This window comes from Methylophilus sp. (assembly GCF_052173275.1).
Taxonomy (GTDB): domain Bacteria; phylum Pseudomonadota; class Gammaproteobacteria; order Burkholderiales; family Methylophilaceae; genus Methylophilus.
In genome coordinates this window covers 2,477,692-2,499,032 of record NZ_JBQMUL010000002.1, presented here as the reverse complement: position 1 = coordinate 2,499,032, position 21,341 = coordinate 2,477,692, and the positions used below count along the sequence as shown (strand labels likewise).

Here is a 21,341-nt window from a genome sequence, read left to right as displayed (position 1 = left end):
TCAAATTATAAGTAATATATGGCCACAAAGAAACCTCCCATCCGAACTCTCTCCGGCCTCTCGTCTGGTGCTAACAGTCCGCTTTACCTCTTGGAATCCATTGTTGAGCCTTTAGTCATGGTGTTCGTGCTGTGGGGGCTTTTCATCTACACCGAAAATCAGATCCCGATGTCGATATTTATCGTATCGATTGTGTTGTTCTCGATTACCTTCCCCAGTGGTGCAAAAATCCGTAAGGGTTTTGCCAAGATGTGCCGCGATGTCATTGCGCAGTGGCTGCTGATCGCGATGTTTGTTCTGATTTTTGCTTATGTCACTCGCTACATCACGCTGTATAGCGAGCAGTTGATTTTACTGTGGCTGGTGTTGACGCCAGTTGCTCAGATTGCCGTGCTGCAACTATTGAAGTGCGCGAGCCCCAAGTTGATCCAGTGGCAAGGCCCGCCGCAAAACACCCTGATTGTCGGCTTGAATGAACAAGGCATTTTGCTGGCGGATAATCTGAAAGAGGATTATTACCAGCGGATTAATGTACTTGGCTTTTTTGAAGACCGCTCGCCTGCCCGTCTTGAACAGCAGGCAGACTACCCCGTTTTAGGCAGTTTGAATGAATTGAGCACTTATTTGAGCTTGCATACTGTCCACAAGCTGTACATCGCGCTGCCGATGTCCAGCCATCCGCGTATTTTAAAAATGCTGGATGATTTGAAAGATACGACGACTTCTATCTATTTTGTGCCGGATATTTTTGTCACCGACCTGATTCAAGGCCGCGTCTCTGAAGTGAACGGCATCCCTGTCGTCTCCGTGTGCGACACCCCTTTTACTGGCATGGATGGCTTTATTAAACGCACGGCGGATGTGCTGTTTTCGCTGTTTGTGCTAATTATGATTTCACCTATTTTATTGATTATTGCCATTGGGATAAAACTGACCTCTCCTGGTGCAATCATTTTCAAACAACGCCGGTATGGTTTGGATGGTCAAGAGATACTGGTGTACAAATTCCGCTCTATGACTGTGACTGAAGATGGCGGCAAAGTCACTCAGGCAACAAAAAATGACCAGCGTATTACGCCATTGGGCGCATTTCTGCGTAAAACGTCATTAGATGAATTGCCACAATTTATTAATGTATTACAAGGACGTATGAGCGTCGTGGGCCCACGCCCGCACGCGGTGGCGCATAACGAAGAGTATCGCAAGCTGATCAAAGGCTACATGGTGCGCCATAAGGTGAAGCCTGGCATTACCGGCTGGGCGCAGGTGAATGGCTTTCGCGGTGAAACGGATACGCTGGAAAAAATGGAGCAGCGTGTGCATTATGACCTGGAATACCTGCGTAACTGGAGCCCGCGTCTGGATATGTTGATTGTGGCCAAAACTGTGTGGTTAACCGCGGTTGGTCAAGACAGCGCTTATTAAGTACTTGTTTAAATTATTGTAGAAAAAGCCGGAATTTTTTCCGGCTTTTTTATTTGCGGATATGTTGTTTGATGGATGTGGAAGCTATATTGATCCAGTCAGGCTTCAGGCAATCAACTACTTGGTTATCACTCATCCCGCGCAACCAGGTTAGTTGACGTTTGGCAAGTTGCCGTGTGGCAAAGACGCCCTGCTCTCCCAATGTTTTAAGGTCAATGTCACCATTCAGGTAGGCCAATGTTTGCCTGTAGCCCACGCAACGCATGCTTGGGTTTTCAGCAGTGAGCTGCGGATATTGCGCAAGCAGGCTTTGGACTTCTTCCACAAAGCCTTGTTTGAGCATCAGTTGAAAGCGGTCGGCAATGCGTTGATGCAATACAGCACGCTCGCTTGGCATCAGCGCGATTTTAAGGATATTAAACGGCAGTTCGTGTTTGGTGGATTGCGCACGCAGCGCGCTCATGGATTGGCCGCTGATACGATAGACCTCTAATGCCCGCTCGATCCGTTGCGCGTCATTAGGCTGTATCTTTGCCGCGACGACGGGGTCAATACTTGCCAGTTGCGCGTGCATGGCTGGCCAGCCTACCCTTTCTGCCTCTATTTCGATCTCTGCCCGTACATCCTGATCAGCTTCGGGAAGCTGACTCAGGCCATGCTGCAAAGCGTTAAAGTAGAGCATGGTGCCGCCAACCAGCAAAGGCACGCGCCCTTTTTCCGTTGCGGCATGCATAAGTGATAGCGCATCTTTGGCAAATTGTGCCGCTGAGTATTGTTCCAGCGGCGTAATCAAATCGATCAGATGATGCGGTGCCTGGCGCAATGTTTCGGCGTCTGGCTTGGCTGTACCTATGTCCATGCTACGATAGACCAGTGCAGAATCTACGCTGATGATTTCCAGCGGCAGTGCCTGGTATAAGGCGATTGTGGCTGCGGTTTTACCGCTGGCCGTCGGCCCCATCAGGAAAATGGCGGGAGGCAGAGAGGTTTTAGCGGGTGCGGTCATACAACTTCAATATGGGCAATCAATTACTTATTACAGAGACTCATCAAAGACAATTTATTTATCATATTTGACATAGCTGAAACGCAGGTCGTCTTGCGGTGTGCCTTCCAGGGCTGAACCGGCTTGTGCATTCGGCTGCCATTGAATGACTTCTTCAATTTTGCGTGCAAGTTCAATGTCTTTCATAGTGATGCCTTTGGCGCTATGTGTGCAGAGTTTCACAATCACAAACGCGTATGAAACAGTCAAATCAGGGTGATGCCAGGCGGCTTCTGCCAAATGACCGACTGTGTTGACCACCATCAGTGTACCTTTCCAGCTATTGGTTTTGTATTTACGGCGGATCCAGCCTTCTTCGTAAAACCAGTGCGGTAAGGATTCAGCAAAATGTTGTTGGATTTCCTGCTCGGTCAAAACCTGTTCAGTCATGGCGTTCTCCTTGTGAGTATGATTGGTCTCATTTAAACAGGCAGTATACCTGAGGCATACATGCCATTTAAACCAATGTGTTTACTTTGGTTGCCTGGGTTCAGCCGAGTATGGCCAGCATGGCCGTGATGACGGTGAGGTCGGCACTGGTGCCAGGGTTGAGTCGCGCTTGCTTGAGCGATTGATCCCATTTGAGTAGTGTCGCCATATAGTGTTTAGGGTTCTCAAGCGCCATAAACTCGGTGGCATGCGTATGTGCGGCTTGCTGCACTTCTTGCGCGGTTGCCGCGCCATATTTACGCGAAATGTGGCTATCCGGCACGGACGATAACCAATAAAAATATACAGCTGTCAGCGCCCAGGCCGGACGCTGCCAACGGTCTATATAGCTCTGATATAAGGGCAGCGCTTGGGAAAACAGTTGCGCATAGCCTTCGCTATACTGGCGTGCAACCATATCATGCGCACTCGCCAGGCGCATGGCCTCCAGCAGGGTGATCCTGGGGGCTTGTGCAACATCGTGCTCATGACGCTCACCCATACCTGCCGGGTTCACCAGCCTGATGCCTTGATAGACTAACCGCGCGTCTTCCAGTGTTGTGTCATTCAACACCTGCTTTAACCCGTCTAACAAGGGCAACTGCGGGTACTGCAACACAGCCTGCACCAGAGGCGCTGCCAATAAAATAATGCCCAGATTGGTATTACAGCCCACTTTCGCGTAGGTGACCTCTAATGCGGCCAGTATGCGTTGGCCCAAGGTGCGATCGCCATATTGCGTATCATCACACAGCACCGGCGCCGAGACTTCTGCGCTATCGATAAAGTGTTGTACCTGCATGCCGTGACCATCGGCAAAGATATGCACATTGCCGGGCTTGAGGGCTTCAAGCTCTGCCAGGCAGGCTTTCAAATAGGCGCTTTGTACGTTCATAGGTGAGGGCGATATGGGTTATTCAGCATCATTTTTATCAGCAAACCGTAACAGATCTGCTACCAGAATGTCGGCAATATTCAAATCCGTAATGGTTTGCAGGCCGCGCCAGGCGGGTATGCTATTTACTTCGATCACCCATAACTTGCCATGTTTGTCGCGCATGATATCCACGCCAGCGTAATTGATGCCAATCGCTGCCGCTGCCTGCACGCCGATCTCGGCCACATCGGCTTCATCACTGGCAGTACATCGCGCACCACGTGCCACATTGTGTAACCAGCCATCGCCTTGCCGGCGCATCACTGCCACCGGCTCGCCATTGACCACAAACACACGGTAATCATGCTGGTTGGCACCGCAATCAATTTTTTCTTGCAGGTAGTAGATGCCATCGACAAACATATCCTGCGGCAAGGCGAATTGCTGTGGGTGTTCAATCAAGCGCACGCCTTTGCCTTGCGAGCCAAACAATGGCTTGATCACCAGCGTTTTGCCATTATCCAGCGCTTGCTGCATCAGGGGGTGCGCGACCTGCCGGTACTCACACACCCAGGTATTCGGTGTCCCGATGCCATGCTCGGCTAATAGCTGCGTAGTCAGGCTTTTATCGACAGTGGTTTCAATGGCGCGGGCATGGTTATAAATAGTCATGCCCTGCCGTTGCAAGGTATGCAGAATATTCATGCGGGTGATGATCTGCTGGGTAGACCCGGCGGCAACGCCACGCACAAATGCAATCGGCGAAGGTTGCGATAAGCCTGGAATATGCACTTGTACATGCTGGTCTACGATACTGACATGGCAGCTATCCAGGCAGACCATATGCGCCTGCCAACCCTGGCGGGCAAATGCTTGCGCCAAGGCTTGCCCATGCCAGCCGCCCGCCTGGGCGACTTCATCGGTGAAGATAGGAACGACTTTCATGCGATCAGGAAAATGGCTGCGGTGTGAGTATCAGTGGGTATTCAAAAGCTTGTTTACTACATCTGCCTTAAAGCTTTTATGTCACGCCCTGCAATCTTCTCACTTATCAGCGGAGGTTTATCCACCAAAAGATTGATTCAGCAGGGCCTCATTGAATTGGCCGGCAAAGAAAGTTTTACCTGATTTCAAATTAGTGACGCTGACTTTGGCAGGTGAAAACAGCATAGGGTCAATCTGGTAGAAATCCATATTCACAGCTTTGAATACTTCAGCGAAAGGACGTCCATAATCTTTGGAAGCAGAAGAAGGTAATTGTTGCGCCAGTTGTTCTGCGGCAGCATCTTCAGCATTTACAAACAACTGTACAAAACCGCCAAACAAGATCGCATCATTGGTGCGGCCCATGCCGGTAATAAAGTCAGGTGAAGGGGCTGGCACAGGAGCCACGCCATAGCCATCGACAATCGCATTCAAATCAAAATGCAGGGTATGGCATTTATGCAGAGCGACTTCCAGCACGCGCGCGGTGACTTGTAGCGAGCCAGCAATACTACGTGTAGGTGTCAGGATGAATGTCAGTTTATTGGCTGGCAAGCCGGTATCCCTGGCGACTTTTGCGATCACTTCCGCTGGCGGGACCTTATCGGTTTCCAGCACTAGCACCGATTGTTCGCCTTTATCACTGTAGTTGATGTCTTTGAACACTTCTTCACGTTGTGCAATGGCGCGGGCCGGGCCGCTGCCTAGCGAAAAGAATTTCTCATGTGATAAGGCCCAACCGGCGTATTGGCTACCCAAACAGGCAATCACCGGCTGTTTGGCGGTCACGACCACACTCAGCGGCCAGTTGGCGAACTGTGGCACTTGCTGCAGGGTGACGCCACCCAGGCCGCCCATGCAGATTTCGGCAATGATGCGCCCGGCTTCCAGACCCCCCGGTGTTTGAATACCGGCATCGATAATCGTCGCGCCACTTTCATGGGTGGTCACCAGGCAGCCCAGGGCTGGTGCGTGGGCAATCAGGTGTGCGACCAGCGGCGCACTGTATTGCTGTACGCTAATGGATGTTGAATTCGATACGTTCACAGACATAAGTCCCCCATAGTTTCTCTAATTGTGTTTTTTTGTCTTGCAATACTTGCTGTACTTCGTTTGTTGAGTCACCTTGTGCATACAGGCTGCACAAGGGTTGCCCGGCAGTCACGCTGCCGCCATCTGGTCGGTCTTCCAACCAGTTGGGGAAGTTCATATCTTCTGTTTCTATCGCCTGCCGTGCATACAAAATACAATGGCTGGCATACTGGGTATTTGCCTGTAACGCAGGCGACACAGCCCCCTGGGTACCAGCAAGGTGGGCTTGTATCAACGGTAATTCCGCATACAAGCGCATGCTGGCACTTAACCTCGGGTTGATCTCCAGCACATGTAACTGGCCATCGTGCCAAATCGTATCCAGGCTGTTGATGCCAACCAGGCCAGCATCAGGCACCAATGCTTCTAATGTTTTTTGCATCGCAGCAGTTAACCGCGCGTCGTGCAGACGTGTCGCGCCTGCATAAGTATAGTCTCCCTGCCGTTGCTTGAGTGCATGCACGCCTAGCAATGTCACTGACCGTTGATTTGCCACAAACAGTGCACCTACAGCCAAACCGGGTTGAAACGCCTGCCAATAACCTTCTGGGCTGACAATTAGCGACTCATCCCAATCACTGACATGCGCCCCACCACTCTGCCCTGCTAGCTTGTATAACCACTGGCCTTGTTGCGGCGCTTGAGATCGCACGGTGGGCGTCAACACGCCATGCGCCTCACAATAACTATTTAACCAATATGGATTTTTAACTTGCTCGAGCACCGAAGGCGCATTGCCTGCCAATGCATAGCGTTGATGCAGGTTCTGATAGCACGCAATATCTGCTTCAAAACCGGAACCTATTATCAGCACTTCAGGTTGCCAGGCATCCAGTTTTTCAAATAAGATATGCGCATCTTCAGCAGTTAGCCGCCCTGCCAACGCCGGCAATTGCCATGTTTGGTGTGCGGCTTGCACTGTATCAATATCTGCAAAGGCATCGATTGCCAATACTTCAAACCCTTCACGTCGCGCCAGCTGTGCATAGATGCGCGCGCTTTGTGACACGATCGCCAGGCGCAAGAATGCAATTACTCCACGTGGGCACAGGCGTATTCATACGCCTGATGGTAATCAATGTGCATGGGTGATTCGCTTTGCAGCATTTGCTCCAGCAATTTATTCTGGGTGACATATTTCAGCTGACCAATCGCAAGCGCGCCAAAGCCGGCCACTTGCGTGCCTTCAATCAAACCTCCGTTAGAAAAGGTATCTACACCTTCAATACCAGAAGGCGGCACGGCATTCACATCGGCCACCACTTTTAAGGATTTGGAATTGGCAAACTGGCGGGTTTCCAATACGCGAACACCGGCTGGCGTGGCACATAAAGCGACAGTCGCTTCGTTCAAAATAGAGACTTTAGCATCTTCGGAACTGCCATCCACCACTTGCAGTTTCACATCGTAACTGCTGGATAATTTGTCGACATAAGCTTGCATGCTGTCTGTGCCTGCATGCGCCACCATCAGTACGGTAGAACCCTGGCGGGCGGCAATCAACGCAGCGGTTGAACCAACCGTGCCACTGGCACCAAAAATGGCGATTTTTTCTTTGCCCACGCCGCTACCGGATTTTTTCAGGTAAAAATCCACTTTTGCCAGCATGGCTGCTGCAGTGGTGAAAGCACCTGAAGGATCAGAGAATGTATGGCACTCAAATGGCTTAAACATGGCGCTACGTGCCTGTTTCTGCATTTCAAGGGCGACTTGGATATCGCGACCGCCAAAGAATAAAGCCTGCTGCTTGAGGCCGCTTGGACTACGCGAAAAAATCGCATCCTGGGTTAAAGCGACCACCTCATTCAGGGTGACGTCGGTATAGGAAATAATTTTTTCATAGCCTGCATCAAACGCCATATTCACATCGAATGGGCTGGCATTTTTAGCGGCTGTGAACAAATGCATAATACTTGTTTTTTTCATTATTCCCCCTGTGGAATCCATTTACTTAATAGTATCACGTAGCAATATACACAATCATGCATAGGTTCAAAATCAAAAGCAGACCTTAAAAACAGTAACTTTTCCTGAATATGTCATTCAATACGCTGGCCATTGTTGAATACGACTTCATTCAATCCGTGCGGGGTCGTTGACTGCAGCGGTCACAATAAAAGAAAGGTGTGTGTGCTGGGCATATTGCTGCGACAGCGCGGCCTGGTGCAGCATAGCCTCATTTTTTGATGGCATTAATACAAAACCGGTCGGTCCCCATGAGGTTTGGCCCAGGCCGCGATATCCTTGCTGATGGAAAGCTTGCAGAATGCGTGCAACTGACTGGCTGGCATAAGGGCCGCCTTGCGCAGGCGCAAAGTAATCAGCATTGTAATTTTGCAGCGCGCCTACAAACCCGGTAAACGCCTGGAAATCCTGCTCAATTAAAGCAGGCAAACCCTGCATCAGTAACCGGTGCTGGATGTCGCGTGTGGCTGCTGTGCCAAGCGGCGGCAATTGTTTGAACGCATTTTTTTCACCACTGCCATGCAAACCATCATGGCTCTGGTCAACAATCAGTAAAAAATGCCATGCCTCGGGGAAAGCATGACGAGCCAACAAAGGCGGCACAATGGTATTTGATCCACGCCCGCCATCCACCACTAACCCGCCATGATCAAAAGTGGCAATGCCTATGCCGGAGCGAGCACCACGCTGATGGGCAGCTGCGATCTGTGCGCTGTTGACGGGGTGATCTAATAAGGTATTCACCCCTGCGCCCACGGCTAGTGCCATTTGCGTGCCTGAGCCCAGGCCGCTGTGCCGCGGAATCGCCTGCTGAATGTTCAAATCAAGCGCTGTATTCAAACCCAAAGACTTTAAATGCTGCTGCAGGATAGCCGATGCCCATGGGTCGACAGCGGTTTGCTGAGGTTGCGCTGAAACGGTGAGTGCGGTGTGGTATGCATCAATGGCTACCCCCACGCTGCCGAAACGTCTTTCGGCTTGCCCACTTAGATCAAAAAAACCTAGATGTAACCGACCATGGGTCTTCACGCTGACCAAGCGTTGCGGGGAGATCACTGCATTCATGAGGGTAAATTATAATGATGCTGAAAAATATGGAATGTCAGCGCGATGCTGACGTGACATTAAAACATGATTTTGGCATAATGCTGGGAGAAAAGTAATTGCAGAAACAGGTTAGCTCAATAGTAAGCCTCACTTTCGAATTCAATCCGTTGCTTCCCGCGATAGATTTTCATCTGATTTAAAACAATTAAGGGTTTTATATGGTAAGTCATGTTATTCCATTTGAGAATCTCAGAAATAGCGATGTGCCGTCAGTCGGTGGCAAAAACGCTTCTTTAGGTGAGATGATTTCTCAGCTCAATGCCAAAGGTGTGCGCGTACCTACCGGATTTGCAACCACCGCGGATGCATACCGTGAATTTTTATCCCAAGGCGGTTTAGATAAAAAAATCAATGACTTGCTCGACAAACTGAATGCTGATGACACGCAAGAACTGGCCAAATGTGGCAGCCAGATTCGCCAGTGGATTATGGAAGCGGAGTTCCCGGACGCTTTACAGAGCGCTATTGCCCAGAACTATGCCAAGCTGATCGATAAATCAGCGCCAGGCACTACTTTCGCCGTACGCTCATCCGCTACTGCAGAAGACTTGCCAGATGCTTCTTTCGCCGGCCAGCAGGAAAGCTTCCTGAATATCCATGGCCTGGATAACATCAACCATGCGATTAAAGAAGTATTTGCTTCTTTATATAACGACCGCGCCATTTCATATCGTGTGCACAAAGGCTTTGTGCATGCCGATGTTGCTTTGTCTGCAGGCGTACAACAGATGGTACGTTCTGATATCGGCTGTGCCGGTGTGATGTTTACCATTGATACCGAATCCGGCCATAAAGATGTTGCCTTTATTACGGCTTCTTATGGCTTGGGTGAAACAGTGGTGCAAGGCGCCGTCAACCCTGACGAATTCTATGTACACAAACCATTACTGGCTAAAGGCAAGCCTGCGATTGTGCGCCGCACCATGGGTTCCAAACTGATCAAAATGATCTTCTCTGATGCGACCCAGGCTGGTAAATCTACGCATACAGTGCCTGTAGATGCCGCAGAATCCAATCGCTATTCACTGGATGATGCGGATATCCTGGAACTGGCGGGCTACGCCATCACCATTGAACAGCATTATGGCTGCCCAATGGATATCGAATGGGGTAAAAACGGTTTGGACAACAAACTGTACATCCTGCAAGCACGCCCTGAGACTGTTAAATCTCAGGAAGCCGCTAAAAACGTCACCGAGACATACAAACTGCAGAAACATTCTTCAGTGCCAGTGGTTGCCGGTCGTGCCGTGACACAAAAAGTGGGCGTTGGCCCTGTGCGTATCGTGCTGGATCCGGCCGATATGCATGAAGTACAACCTGGTGATGTGCTGGTTGCCGACATGACGGACCCTAACTGGGAGCCGGTGATGAAGCGCGCCAGTGCCCTGGTGACTAACCGTGGCGGCCGTACCTGTCACGCAGCGATCATTGCGCGTGAATTAGGCATCCCGGCGATTGTGGGTTCAGTCAATGCGACCGATCTGCTGCGTGATGGTGAGATCGTGACGGTTTCATGTGCTGAAGGCGAAACCGGTTTTGTATACCACGGCGCCCTGGATTTTGAAGTATCTACACAATCCAACTCTGCACTCTCCAAACCGCCATGCAAAATCATGATGAACGTTGGCAACCCTGACATGGCGTTTACGTTTGCGCAAACCCCTAACGATGGTGTTGGCCTGGCGCGTCTGGAATTTGTGATTAACAACATGGTAGGCATACACCCGAAAGCGATCTTGAATGTCGATGCTATGCCTAAGGCTATCCAGACCACGATTCATAACCGTGCGCGTGGCTATGCCAGCCCTAAACAGTTCTACATTGATAAAGTAGCTGAAGGCGTGGCAACAATTGCCGCTGCTTTCTACCCAAAACCAGTGATCGTGCGTACTTCAGACTTTAAGTCTAACGAGTACAAAAAACTGGTTGGTGGCGATATCTATGAACCGGATGAAGAAAACCCGATGATTGGTTTCCGTGGCGCAGCGCGCTATATGGCAGAAGACTTTAAAGAGTGTTTTGCCATGGAATGCCAGGCCATGAAAAAAGTCCGTGATGAACTGGGCCTGGTCAACGTTGAGTTGATGATCCCGTTTGTGCGTACCCTGGATGAAGCCAAAGCCGTGACAGAAATCATGGCAGCAAACGGCCTCAAACGTGGTGAAAACGGCCTGCGCCTGATCATGATGTGCGAGATTCCATCCAATGCCTTGCTGGCTGAGCAATTCCTGGAATACTTCGACGGCTTCTCTATTGGTTCGAATGACCTGACACAGCTGACATTAGGCATGGACCGCGACTCCGGCATTCTGGCAGATGGTTTTGATGAGCGTAATGACGCAGTCAAAGTATTGCTGAAAATGGCGATCAGCACTTGTAACCGTTTAGGTAAATATGTGGGTATCTGCGGTCAGGGCCCTTCTGACCATGAAGACTTTGCTGAATGGCTGGTTGCAGAAGGTATCCAGTCGGTTTCGCTGAATCCGGATACTGTGGTTGCAACCTGGCAGCGTCTGACCAAGAAGTAATTTTTTAAAGCTCTTTCACTCAAGGCAATCGCATGAATCACCGTTCTGTTTTTATTATTTCTGATGGTACGGGGATTACTGCGGGTGCCTTGAGCAAGCTGCTGGAACATTTTCCGAACACCAAATTCACCACTACCCGCCTGCCCTTCACCGATAATGATGAAAAGGTGCAAGCTGGTTTCGAGCATATCCAGAAAGTCGCAGACCAGGACGGCATCCGCCCGATTGTGATCATGTCGGTAGGTAATGGCGAACATCGCAATCGCCTGAAGCAGGCCAATGCCTACTTTATTGACCTGTTCCACCGATTTATCTACCCGCTGGGTTCTGAGCTCAACCAGGAGCCGCTCACAGGCGCCAGTATTGCTTATAGTTCTATGGGCAACAGCTACCATGAGCGTATGGAAGCGATTAATTTCACGCTTAACCATGATGACGGCATGACGAATACCGGCCTCGATGAAGCTGAAGTGATCCTGATCGGTGTTTCGCGCTGTGGCAAGACGCCAACGAGCATCTACCTGGCAATGCAGTTCGGCATCAAAGCGGCCAACTACCCATTGATTCCGGAAGATTTTGAGCGCGGCGCGTTTCCGGCAGCTGTTGAAAAAAACATTGATAAGATTTTTGGCCTGACCATTAAGCCGGAACGCTTGCATTCAGTGCGTAGTGAGCGCCGTCCGGACAGCTTCTATGCTTCACTGGACAACTGCCGCAAGGAAATCGAAAAAGCAGAAGACATGATGCGGCGTTATGGCATCACCTGGGCTGACTCAACCAGCCGCTCTATCGAAGAGCTTTCTGCGCTGATCCTGCAAAAAATTCGCCAGCGCTAAGGCTGGCGGTTTTTTTCCTGTAAGCCCTCAGAGAGGACGCAGACTTGCTGTTTAGGCAGCCATCGCCAAAGCGCGCGTTTTGACCTGTGGTTTAACCTGCGCCTGCAACTGCTGTGGTTTCAACATATCCCCACGCCAGAAATAATAAAACTCACGTGCTACACTTAAAAATGCATGTTGTGTGCCTAGTGCATTAAACAATGGCAGGTTTCTATCCACCGTTTGACGGTAGCTATGTGATTGTTTGTGCGGCACCTGGCGCAGCGACACTAACAGACACTTCGCCATGCGCATGCGCTCTTTGAATGCAGCAGGGTCAAGACCTTTAGTTTCTGAAGCGCTCAGGAAAGCTTCCATCACGATTTTTTCAGCCGTTGACATCATAGTCTTGTCCAGGTCATACCAATGCTTGAACAGTTCGTCCTGTGTGGTGGTCACCATAGGCGCATTGCCGTTAAATACCTTGGCCTGGCTCATGGCGGCAATGGCTTTGATATCGCGCATCCAGAATGAGAAGAACTCACGCACTACCGGCAATACCATAGGGATTTCAGCAGTATCAATGCTGGCGATAAAGCGATCCACCGCCTGGCGGTATTCACTCCCCGCACATGGAATATCTTTTAAAAACGCACTCAGGCGAATGATGGTGAATTCACGCTGGATTAACATGCGCTGGCTCACACCCTGACCGGTAAGCAGTTTAACGTAGGCTTTTTGTGCTTCTTCTTCTCTGGATACTTCCATTGATGCTCCCATCTGCTTTTCTAGTTGATACTGTTGTTTGAACAGTTATTTACACAACTATCTTAAAGGAACAGCTGGGATTTCAAATACGCGATTAAATCCAGAAAGGCCCGACATTTGCACAGTTTGAGTGCATGGCACTTATACTCAGGCAGGTTTAAAGCGGCGGTGAATCATGAGCATGAGCAGCGTACTGACCAGCGTCATGCCCAGCATGGCTACCGACATGCTGAGGGTTGAATGCCATACCAGAGGCACGATGATCGCTGAGCTCACTGTAGAGCACACCATTTGTATAAACGCCTGGGCCGAGGCTGCCGTACCGCGTGATTTCGGGTAAAAGTCCAGCGCGGCGATAGAGAGTATAGGCACGACCGTGGCCATGCCCACATTGAATAAAGCAATCGGTAATATCGCCATCCACCAGAGGGGTTCACCGGCATAAATCATTTGTATCACCACATTGAGGATAGCCACCAGCACCATCCAGGCAAATGCCCAGCGTATGGTGCGAGCTGGAGAAAACTTACCGGCTGTGTGTCTGGCAAGCCAGGACCCGGACATCATGCCTGCCACGGTTGGAATAAATAAAAAACCGAATTGCTGGCTGGTCAAATGTAAATGCTCGACCAGGAACACCGGGCTGGCCAGTACATAGATGAAAAAAGCGGAGAAATTCAGGCCGACGCAGGCAGTCAGGATAAGAAACTGACGGTTACCCAGCATCTTTCCATAAGTCTGTGTGATGTTGCGTACCGAGAAGCGCACTCTGTGTGCGGCAGGCATGGTTTCGGGCAAGTAGCGCAATGCCGACCATAATGTCACGGCTGCATACAAGGCCAGAAAAATGAAAATGGCTTGCCAGTGTATGCCTAGCAATACGCCGCCCAGGATAGGCGCAATGGCCGGTGCAATACCGAACAGCATTTGCATGGTGGCCATCACGCGCTGCGCTTGCGGACCATCAAATAAATCGCGCACCATGGCGCGGGCAACGGTATTCCCTGCCCCGCCACTCATGCCCTGCAAGGCGCGGAATAACCATAGTGTTTCTACATTGGGGGCAAAAGCACAACCTATACTGGCGAGGATAAAAATAGCCAGCCCCCATTTAATAGTCGTGATACGGCCCACAGCGTCTGAGACCGCGCCGTGACACAAGGTCATCACCGCATATGGCAGCAGGTAGAAAGTCAGGCTCTGTTGTATGGAGAGTGGGTCGGCTTGCAATGAATCGGCCATGACATGGAAGGCAGGCAGATAAGTATCTATCGCGAAAGGCGCCAACGCAGCCAGCGCTGCTAAAACATAGACCAGTAATACCGAATGCTGCACTCAGATTCTTTCAGAAAGGATCTATTTAAAATAGATCAGGAACAATCACAGGCGATGAAATCACGCATGAAAAAACAACAGGCGCAAAATGCGCCCGCTGATTATAAAGCATATGCCTGATACGGTCAGGGCAAGGCGTGAAATTGCTCGACTCTTTCTTTATCGCCTGCCACATATTTTTTGGAGTTTTTATCGGTGCGGAAAATAATCGGTTGCTCACGCACTAAGGGGTTTTGTGAGCTCAGTAACGCCTCATCAATCAAATGGCGATTAGGTGACTTGGTACAGACCGGATCGGCCATCTCGGCATCGCCGCTGAGTATATAGGACTGGCAACGGCAGCCGCCCAGGTCATTATCCTGCTCATCACAGCTACGGCAAGGTTCTTTCATCCAGTCCTTGCCCCGATATTTTGTAAACGCTGGTGATTCTTTCCAGGCCCATTCCAGGCCATTTTCACGCACGTTAGGGAAAGTCATGCCGGGTAATACACGCGCAGAGTGGCAAGGCAATACATCACCATTAGCAGTGACGATCATGAAAACTTCACCCCAGCCATTCATGCATTTTTTCGGGCGATCGGCAAAATAATCCGGCACCACAAAAAACACTTTCATTTTGTTGCCTACACGTTCCCTGAAAGCATTGGTCGCCGCTTCAGCGTTGTTTAATTGTTCACGGGTAGGCATCAACTGGTCACGATTGACCAGGCTCCAGCCGTAGTACTGGGTATTGGCCAGTTCAACATAGTCGGCGCCCAGTGCTTCTGCCATATCCAGGATTTTGCCGACCTGGTCGATATTGTAGCGGTGTATCACCACATTCAGCACCATGGGGTAGCCATGCGCTTTAATCATGGCGGCCACTTTTTTCTTCAACTCGAAAGTACGCGTATCGGTAATAAAGTTACTGATATCCTCAGTCACATCATGCATGGAAAGCTGAATATGATCCAGGCCGCCTTCTTTAAACGCCTGTATGCGTTTTTCAGTCAGGCCGACACCGGAAGTGATCAGGTTGCTGTAGTAACCAAGCTTGTGCGCCTCGGCCACAATCTCTTCGATATCATCTCGCAACAAGGGCTCACCACCAGAAATGCCTAACTGGATCGCACCCATTTTGCGTGCATCGCGCAGGGCATTGATCCATTGCTCGGTGCTTAACTCATTTTTGGTGTGTTTGTCATAATCAGTCGGGTTGTAACAAAAAGCACAGTGCAGCGGGCAACGGTAAGTCACTTCTGCCAACAACCATAGTGGTTGTTTCTGTGTCACATTTGCTGCCACGCCATTATTTAATTGTGCCATGATGCGCTCCTTACGGATTAATTCACCTTGCGTAACCAGGCTTTGCCTACAGCCAGGTCAAACATGCCGAGAATATCGGCTTCAATACCTTCTGCATCCGGAAAAGCAGTTTTCAACTCGACGACGATATCACCCACAGTCGCCTTGCCATCAACGCGCTTTAAAATCTCGCCTGCCCCGCCATGCAATTTCACCATGCCTTCGGGAAACAGGATGACGTAGCTCTGTTGCGCTTCTTCCCACTGAAACCGATGGTGAAAAGCGATTGCATAGATATCGGCGTGCTGAATATTGTTTTCCATCATTAAACTTTCAAATCTTGGGATTAAAATCAGCCTTCAATCTTGATCACTGGCTGGCGTAAATAATCACGCCCTTCGGTTTTAATCTCGGTCGAAGCCAGCATGATTGAATCCGCAACCACCCACAACACATTGAGCTTGAATTGCAGGATGTCCAGTGCTTTCAACTGCATTTCACGCGAGGTACTAAAGTAATCCAGAGTCACGCTTAAGCCCTGCTCTACATCACGGCGGGCTTCTGTCAGGCGTTTTTTAAAATACATCAGGCCTTCTTCTTTCACCCAGGGGTACATGCTTGGCCAGGAGCTGATGCGTTGCTGGTGAATGTGCGGTGCAAACAGCTCGGTCAGGCTGGAACAGACACTTTCCTGCCACGGGCGCTGCTTGGCAAAATTGACGTAGGCATCCACCGCAAAACGCACGCCTGGCGACACCAGTTCAAGGCTGGTCACTTGTTCACGCGACAGGCCTACTGCTTCGCCCAGCTTGATCCATGCTTCAATACCACCGATCTGGTCATCAACACCGTCATGGTCGGTAATGCGCACTATCCACTGCTTGCGTACTTCTTTGTCCGGGCAATTGGATAAAATCGCCGCATCCTTCATCGGGATGGCAATCTGGTAGTAAAAACGGTTGGCCACCCAGCATTGCAATTGTTCTTTGGTCAGTTTGCCCTCATACATCATCACATGGAATGGATGATAGATATGGTAGCCCTGCCCTTTTTCACGTAGCTTTGCTTCAAACTCTTCACGTGTCCATGGCAACTGCGCCTGCGTCACTGCGTTCATGTTGTTCTCCTAAAGAATGATATCCATACCGTCATACGCGACTTCGATCTTGTGATCGTCAAGTATCGCGCGCTCGGCGGAATCTTCCCTTAAAATCGGGTTGGTATTGTTGATATGAATCAGTACCTTACGCACTGGCTTAAGCGTACCGAATTTATCCAGTTCTTCTATCATGCCGCCAGGCCCTGATTGCGGGTTATGGCCGATACTGCGGGCAGTTTTGGTCATTAGCCCCATATCCAGCATTTCGGTATTAGTCCAGAAGGTGCCATCAACCATGATGCAATCCGCCTGATTCATCAATGGTGGCAAGTGCGGTTCTATTTCAGCCAGGCCTGGCGAGTACCAGCATTTTTTACCGGTTGAGATCTGTTCAATCAATACGCCTATGGTATCGCCTGGGTGTGGGTCATTACGGTGGGGGGAATATGGTGGCGCGGCACTCTTGAGTGCAACTGCGGTAAAGCGCAGGTCAGGCACACCTGGGATTTCAAAGTGATTGGCATGACTGACATCATCGCCATCAATCTCGATTTCGTGATGGTTAACACCGCAGTAATGGCCAAGGATATTCAGGATCTGGTTACCACTAGTGAGGTCTTCATAGACCATTTTGGTACAGTAGATTTCACGTTTTACCTGGCCTTCACGCAGCATGAACAAGCCGGTGGTATGGTCAATCTGGGCATCTATTAAAATAATGGCCTGAATACCGCTATCGCGGATGGCACGGCCAGGTTGCAGGGGCGGGAATTCCTGGATTTGCTGCAGAATATCTGGCGAGGTATTGAATAAGACCCAATCAACGCCATTGCTAGAGACACAAATAGAAGACTGTGTGCGACGTGTGGCCTTGATCGTGCCTTTACGCAAACCATCACAATTCTCACAGTTACAGTTCCATTGCGGGAACCCCCCGCCAGCACCAGCACCCAACACGTGTATATACATAATCGCTTCTTGTTTTAATGGTTATAGACCTTGCAGGTCATCATACAATAATTACCTGATCGTCGTTGAGAACTCTTCAGGTAACACTGGCGTGGTCAAATGTGCTTACTTGCTACATCGCCACTGCCTTACTGGTATGACTGGCATCATACGCATGGGTTGCAAGAACACCCTGCTACTGACAATGATTCCCTGCTCATGATTTTCATGAGCCCGGTGTTCTGGCCGCTATAAAAACAAAAAAACCGCACAAACTTCTGTGCGGTTGATGTATGACTTAAAGCTTGTTATTCCTGCTCGGCCAGCTTGTCGCGGCGTGCTTTGACGGCGGCAGCTAATGCTTCAAGCACTGTCACTGAGTCTTCCCAACCCAGACAGGCATCCGTAATAGACTGCCCGTAGTTAAGTGTGCAGCCTGGTGTGTGGTCCTGGCGACCTTCGTTGAGGTGCGATTCCAGCATCACGCCGATAATCCGGCTATCGCCATTGGCGATCTGCCCGGAGACATCCGCAACCACTGCCATCTGGTTTTTATACAGTTTCTGGCTATTGCCATGACTGCAATCCACCATTAATACTGGCGCCAAACCGGCATCGGCCAGCTGATTGCACACTTCAGAGATGCTTTGTGCATCATAGTTAGGCAATTTACCGCCGCGCAGGATCACGTGGCAGTCTTCATTACCCTTGGTCGCAAAAATGCCAGACTCACCTTCTTTAGTCACTGACAAGAAGTGGTGCGGGCTGGCAGCGGTTTTAATCGCATCAATGGCGACCTTGGCGCCACCATCAGTGCCATTTTTGAAACCGACCGGGCAAGATAAGCCTGAAGCCAGTTCGCGATGAATCTGTGATTCAGTCGTGCGTGCGCCGATGGCGCCCCAGCTGACCAGGTCCGCAGTGTATTGGGGTGAGACCACATCCAGGAACTCAGTCGCTGCCGGCATGCCGATTTCGTTCACTTCCAGCAAAAAGCGGCGCGCCTTTTCCAGGCCTGCGTTGATATCGTAAGTGCCATCCAGGTGCGGGTCATTGATCAGCCCTTTCCAGCCCACAGTCGTACGCGGTTTTTCAAAATAAACGCGCATCACAATTAGCAGTTCATTGCCCAAACGATTACGCACTTCTACCAGCCGCTTTGCGTATTCCAGGCCAGCCTCGGTATCATGGATAGAGCACGGGCCGACGATGACGACCAGGCGGTCATCGCCCTGATGCAGGATATGATGAATCGCTGTGCGTGTTTTCAGGATATTCTGGGTGCTGGCAGTGCTTTCCTGCAGGCGTGACAAGAGCTCCGCTGGCTTGACCAGTGGTTTGATTTCAAGCACCCGAACGTCGTCGGTAGCTAGTTTTTCGTATGCATTCATGACTTTAAAATCTGTTCCAGCACTTCGAGAAAACGTGCGTTTTCACTAAACAAGCCGATACTCACACGCAGGTAATCCGGCATTTCATAATTGGCTACCGGCCGTACAATCACGCCCTGCTTCAACAAAGCCTGATTCACAGCGCTAGCATTGGTCACTTTAAAGCTGACAAAGTTGCCAAACGAGGGAATAAAGCTAAGCCCCAGCTTGGTTAACCCTTGCGTGATTTGCGTCATGCCAGCCTGGTTCGCAGCATAGCTGCGTGACACGAAATCCTCATCGTGCAACGACACCGTGGCCGCCACTTGCGCCAGGCTATTGACGTTAAAAGGCTGGCGTACACGATTCATCAAGTCGGCCAATGCAGTATGCATCAGGCCAAACCCTACGCGCAACCCGGCCAGACCGTAAGCCTTGGAGAAGGTACGCGAAATAATCAGGTGATCAAACTCAGCCAGCCAGCTGATGGCTTCTGATTTATCCGCGACCGACAAATACTCATCATATGCCTCATCGAGCACGACCACGATATGACTGGGCACTTTTTGTAAAAAGGCTTTCAATTCGGCTTTGGCTATCAGCGTGCCGGTTGGGTTATTCGGGTTAGCCACAAAAATCAGTTTGGTTTTGGGCGTAATGGCTTTTAAAAAGCCAGCCAAATCATGCCCATACGCAATCGCAGGGACCACCACACCAGTAGCACCAGCAGCCTGCGTGACTAACGGGTAGACGGCAAACGCGTGCTGCGAATAGATCACTTCGTCGCCTGCTGTCAGAAAAGCACGCGCGGCCAACTCCAGAATGTCGTTAGATCCATTGCCAAACACAATCTGCGCTGGCTTCACCGCATATTTATGACTGACAGCGTCGCGCAAGGCAAAACTGTTGCCATCCGGATAGCGCGCGATTTCATAAATGGCCTCTTCCAGCGCCATTTGCGCTTTCGGGCTCATGCCCAAAGGGTTCTCATTGGAAGCCAGTTTGACGATATCGGCTTCGTTCAGGCCCATTTCACGGGCCAGCTCGCTAATAGGCTTGCCACCCTGATAAGGCGCGATGGCGCGGATATTCGCAGGGGCTAATTGTGACAACTCAGACAGGCGTGATGCATCAGACATAGTTTGGCCAGTTAAATATTGAATAGTTAAATAATGGCGGTTGGGTAAGAACCCAACACTTTAAGAAAGGTGGAGCGGTCAGCCAGTTCCTTGAGTGCGGCTTGCACATTAGGCGCTTGCTGATGCCCTTCAATATCGACAAAAAATACGTAGTTCCACAAATTTTGACGCGAAGGCCGGGATTCCAGTTTAGTCATACTGACACCATGGCGTGACAGTGGCTCAAGTAGCTGCAACACTGCGCCCGGCTTATTGTGGGCGCTCATGACCAATGAAGTTTTGTCTTGCCCTGACGGCGCAACGCCGTGACTACCCAGCACCAAAAAGCGTGTGGTGTTTTTGGGGTCATCCTCGATATTTTCAGCAAGGATATGTAAGTCGAATAATTCCGCAGCGCGTTTGCTGGCGATCGCTGCCGCAAAAGTACCCTGGCTGGCCACCAGTTCATGGATCATCTGCGCGGCACGGGCATTACTCACTACCGCCTCACGCTCAACATTAGGCAAGATTTTATTCAGCCACTCATGGCATTGCGACAGTGACTGCGCATGCCCGAATACGTGTGATATCTGTGAGATATCCTCTTGCGCAGACAATAAGCAGTGGTGTACTGGTAAGGTCACTTCACCGACGACCTGCAAAGCACTCGCCAGCAACAAATCCAGGGTAATGCCAACAGCACCCTCGGTCGAGTTTTCAACCGGCACAATGCCGTAATCCGCCTGGCCTGCTTCCACCGTGCGGAATACTTCATCTATGCTGGCACAGACTACCGCCTGGCGCCCTTCACCAAATTGCTTTAAAGCCGCCTCTTCGCTATAAGTGCCTAATGGGCCTAAAAAAGCGATCGACAGCTCTTTTTCCAGTGCACGGCAATTTGACATCACGGCACGGAAAATATGGCTCACCGCTTCCGGAGACAATGGCCCGTCATTCTCAGTCTGCAGGCGACGGATGATTTGCGCCTCACGCTCAGGGCGGTAGATGACACCATCATTTTTTAAATGGCCGATTTCGCGTGCCAGCTTGGCGCGCTCATTCACCAATGCCAATACCTGCGCATCGATGGCGTCAATCTTATCTCTAAATTGTTTTAATAAATCAGACATTTAAAACTTATACTTAA

General features: G+C 50.3%; 20 protein-coding genes. 3 read left to right on the top strand and 17 right to left on the bottom strand.

The window, feature by feature from the left end; translation table 11 throughout:
- The first annotated feature begins 117 nt into the window (after window positions 1-117).
- On the top strand, window positions 118-1,425 hold the full coding sequence (locus ACTS9Y_RS13140) for an undecaprenyl-phosphate glucose phosphotransferase (RefSeq protein ID WP_442586950.1): 1,308 nt from the start codon (window positions 118-120) through the stop codon (window positions 1,423-1,425).
- Between the two features lie 49 nt (window positions 1,426-1,474).
- Here ACTS9Y_RS13140 and miaA read toward each other — a convergent pair whose 3' ends face one another.
- From miaA to ACTS9Y_RS13100, 8 genes are all read right to left on the bottom strand, one after another.
- Window positions 1,475-2,431, bottom strand: coding sequence for a tRNA (adenosine(37)-N6)-dimethylallyltransferase MiaA (gene miaA / locus ACTS9Y_RS13135; protein ID WP_442586380.1), 957 nt, complete (start codon window positions 2,429-2,431; stop codon window positions 1,475-1,477).
- A gap of 54 nt (window positions 2,432-2,485) precedes the next feature.
- Window positions 2,486-2,860, bottom strand: coding sequence for a 4a-hydroxytetrahydrobiopterin dehydratase (locus ACTS9Y_RS13130; protein ID WP_442586379.1), 375 nt, complete (start codon window positions 2,858-2,860; stop codon window positions 2,486-2,488).
- Between the two features lie 100 nt (window positions 2,861-2,960).
- On the bottom strand, window positions 2,961-3,794 hold the full coding sequence (locus ACTS9Y_RS13125; protein WP_442586378.1) for a triphosphoribosyl-dephospho-CoA synthase: 834 nt from the start codon (window positions 3,792-3,794) through the stop codon (window positions 2,961-2,963).
- A gap of 18 nt (window positions 3,795-3,812) precedes the next feature.
- Entirely contained in the window at window positions 3,813-4,721 is a 909-nt protein-coding gene (locus ACTS9Y_RS13120; protein WP_442586377.1) for an ATP-grasp domain-containing protein, read from the bottom strand.
- 117 nt (window positions 4,722-4,838) lie between these two features.
- A complete protein-coding gene (mch, locus tag ACTS9Y_RS13115; protein ID WP_442586376.1) occupies window positions 4,839-5,813 on the bottom strand; it encodes a methenyltetrahydromethanopterin cyclohydrolase in 975 nt (324 codons plus the stop codon).
- On the bottom strand, window positions 5,779-6,876 hold the full coding sequence (locus tag ACTS9Y_RS13110; protein ID WP_442586375.1) for an ATP-grasp domain-containing protein: 1,098 nt from the start codon (window positions 6,874-6,876) through the stop codon (window positions 5,779-5,781). Before ACTS9Y_RS13110 ends, mch begins: the two co-directional genes overlap by 35 nt.
- Window positions 6,877-6,884: 8 nt before the next feature.
- Entirely contained in the window at window positions 6,885-7,778 is an 894-nt protein-coding gene (locus ACTS9Y_RS13105; protein WP_442586374.1) for an NAD(P)-dependent methylenetetrahydromethanopterin dehydrogenase, read from the bottom strand.
- Window positions 7,779-7,925: 147 nt separating this feature from the next.
- Window positions 7,926-8,882 carry a beta-ribofuranosylaminobenzene 5'-phosphate synthase family protein gene (locus ACTS9Y_RS13100; RefSeq protein WP_442586373.1) on the bottom strand — a complete coding sequence of 319 codons (957 nt, stop codon included), beginning with the start codon at window positions 8,880-8,882 and terminating at the stop codon, window positions 7,926-7,928.
- A 200-nt stretch (window positions 8,883-9,082) separates the two neighbouring features.
- Here ACTS9Y_RS13100 and ppsA point away from each other — a divergent pair, with 200 nt between their 5' ends.
- Window positions 9,083-11,455, top strand: coding sequence for a phosphoenolpyruvate synthase (gene ppsA / locus ACTS9Y_RS13095; protein WP_442586372.1), 2,373 nt, complete (start codon window positions 9,083-9,085; stop codon window positions 11,453-11,455).
- 32 nt (window positions 11,456-11,487) lie between these two features.
- Window positions 11,488-12,291 (top strand): pyruvate, water dikinase regulatory protein, encoded by an 804-nt coding sequence (locus tag ACTS9Y_RS13090; protein WP_442586371.1) that lies wholly within the window; start codon window positions 11,488-11,490, stop codon window positions 12,289-12,291.
- A gap of 51 nt (window positions 12,292-12,342) precedes the next feature.
- On the opposite strand, the gene ACTS9Y_RS13085 is transcribed toward ACTS9Y_RS13090, so the two are convergent.
- From ACTS9Y_RS13085 to pheA, 9 genes are all read right to left on the bottom strand, one after another.
- Complete coding sequence (locus ACTS9Y_RS13085) at window positions 12,343-13,038, bottom strand: hypothetical protein (protein ID WP_442586370.1); 696 nt, start codon at window positions 13,036-13,038, stop codon at window positions 12,343-12,345.
- A gap of 147 nt (window positions 13,039-13,185) precedes the next feature.
- Window positions 13,186-14,373, bottom strand: coding sequence for a multidrug effflux MFS transporter (locus ACTS9Y_RS13080; RefSeq protein ID WP_442586369.1), 1,188 nt, complete (start codon window positions 14,371-14,373; stop codon window positions 13,186-13,188).
- Between the two features lie 125 nt (window positions 14,374-14,498).
- Complete coding sequence (gene pqqE / locus ACTS9Y_RS13075) at window positions 14,499-15,680, bottom strand: pyrroloquinoline quinone biosynthesis protein PqqE (protein WP_442586368.1); 1,182 nt, start codon at window positions 15,678-15,680, stop codon at window positions 14,499-14,501.
- A gap of 17 nt (window positions 15,681-15,697) precedes the next feature.
- Window positions 15,698-15,982, bottom strand: a complete 285-nt coding sequence (pqqD, locus tag ACTS9Y_RS13070; protein ID WP_442586949.1) for a pyrroloquinoline quinone biosynthesis peptide chaperone PqqD — start codon at window positions 15,980-15,982, stop codon at window positions 15,698-15,700.
- A 29-nt stretch (window positions 15,983-16,011) separates the two neighbouring features.
- Complete coding sequence (pqqC, locus tag ACTS9Y_RS13065) at window positions 16,012-16,776, bottom strand: pyrroloquinoline-quinone synthase PqqC (RefSeq protein ID WP_442586367.1); 765 nt, start codon at window positions 16,774-16,776, stop codon at window positions 16,012-16,014.
- Between the two features lie 9 nt (window positions 16,777-16,785).
- Window positions 16,786-17,727: a pyrroloquinoline quinone biosynthesis protein PqqB gene (gene pqqB / locus ACTS9Y_RS13060; protein WP_442586366.1), complete on the bottom strand. Its 942-nt coding sequence runs from the start codon at window positions 17,725-17,727 to the stop codon at window positions 16,786-16,788.
- Between the two features lie 287 nt (window positions 17,728-18,014).
- Window positions 18,015-19,097 (bottom strand): 3-deoxy-7-phosphoheptulonate synthase, encoded by a 1,083-nt coding sequence (locus ACTS9Y_RS13055; protein ID WP_442586365.1) that lies wholly within the window; start codon window positions 19,095-19,097, stop codon window positions 18,015-18,017.
- Window positions 19,094-20,215, bottom strand: coding sequence for a histidinol-phosphate transaminase (gene hisC, locus ACTS9Y_RS13050; protein ID WP_442586364.1), 1,122 nt, complete (start codon window positions 20,213-20,215; stop codon window positions 19,094-19,096). Before hisC ends, ACTS9Y_RS13055 begins: the two co-directional genes overlap by 4 nt.
- A gap of 26 nt (window positions 20,216-20,241) precedes the next feature.
- Complete coding sequence (gene pheA / locus ACTS9Y_RS13045; protein WP_442586363.1) at window positions 20,242-21,324, bottom strand: prephenate dehydratase; 1,083 nt, start codon at window positions 21,322-21,324, stop codon at window positions 20,242-20,244.
- Window positions 21,325-21,341 lie beyond the last annotated feature (17 nt).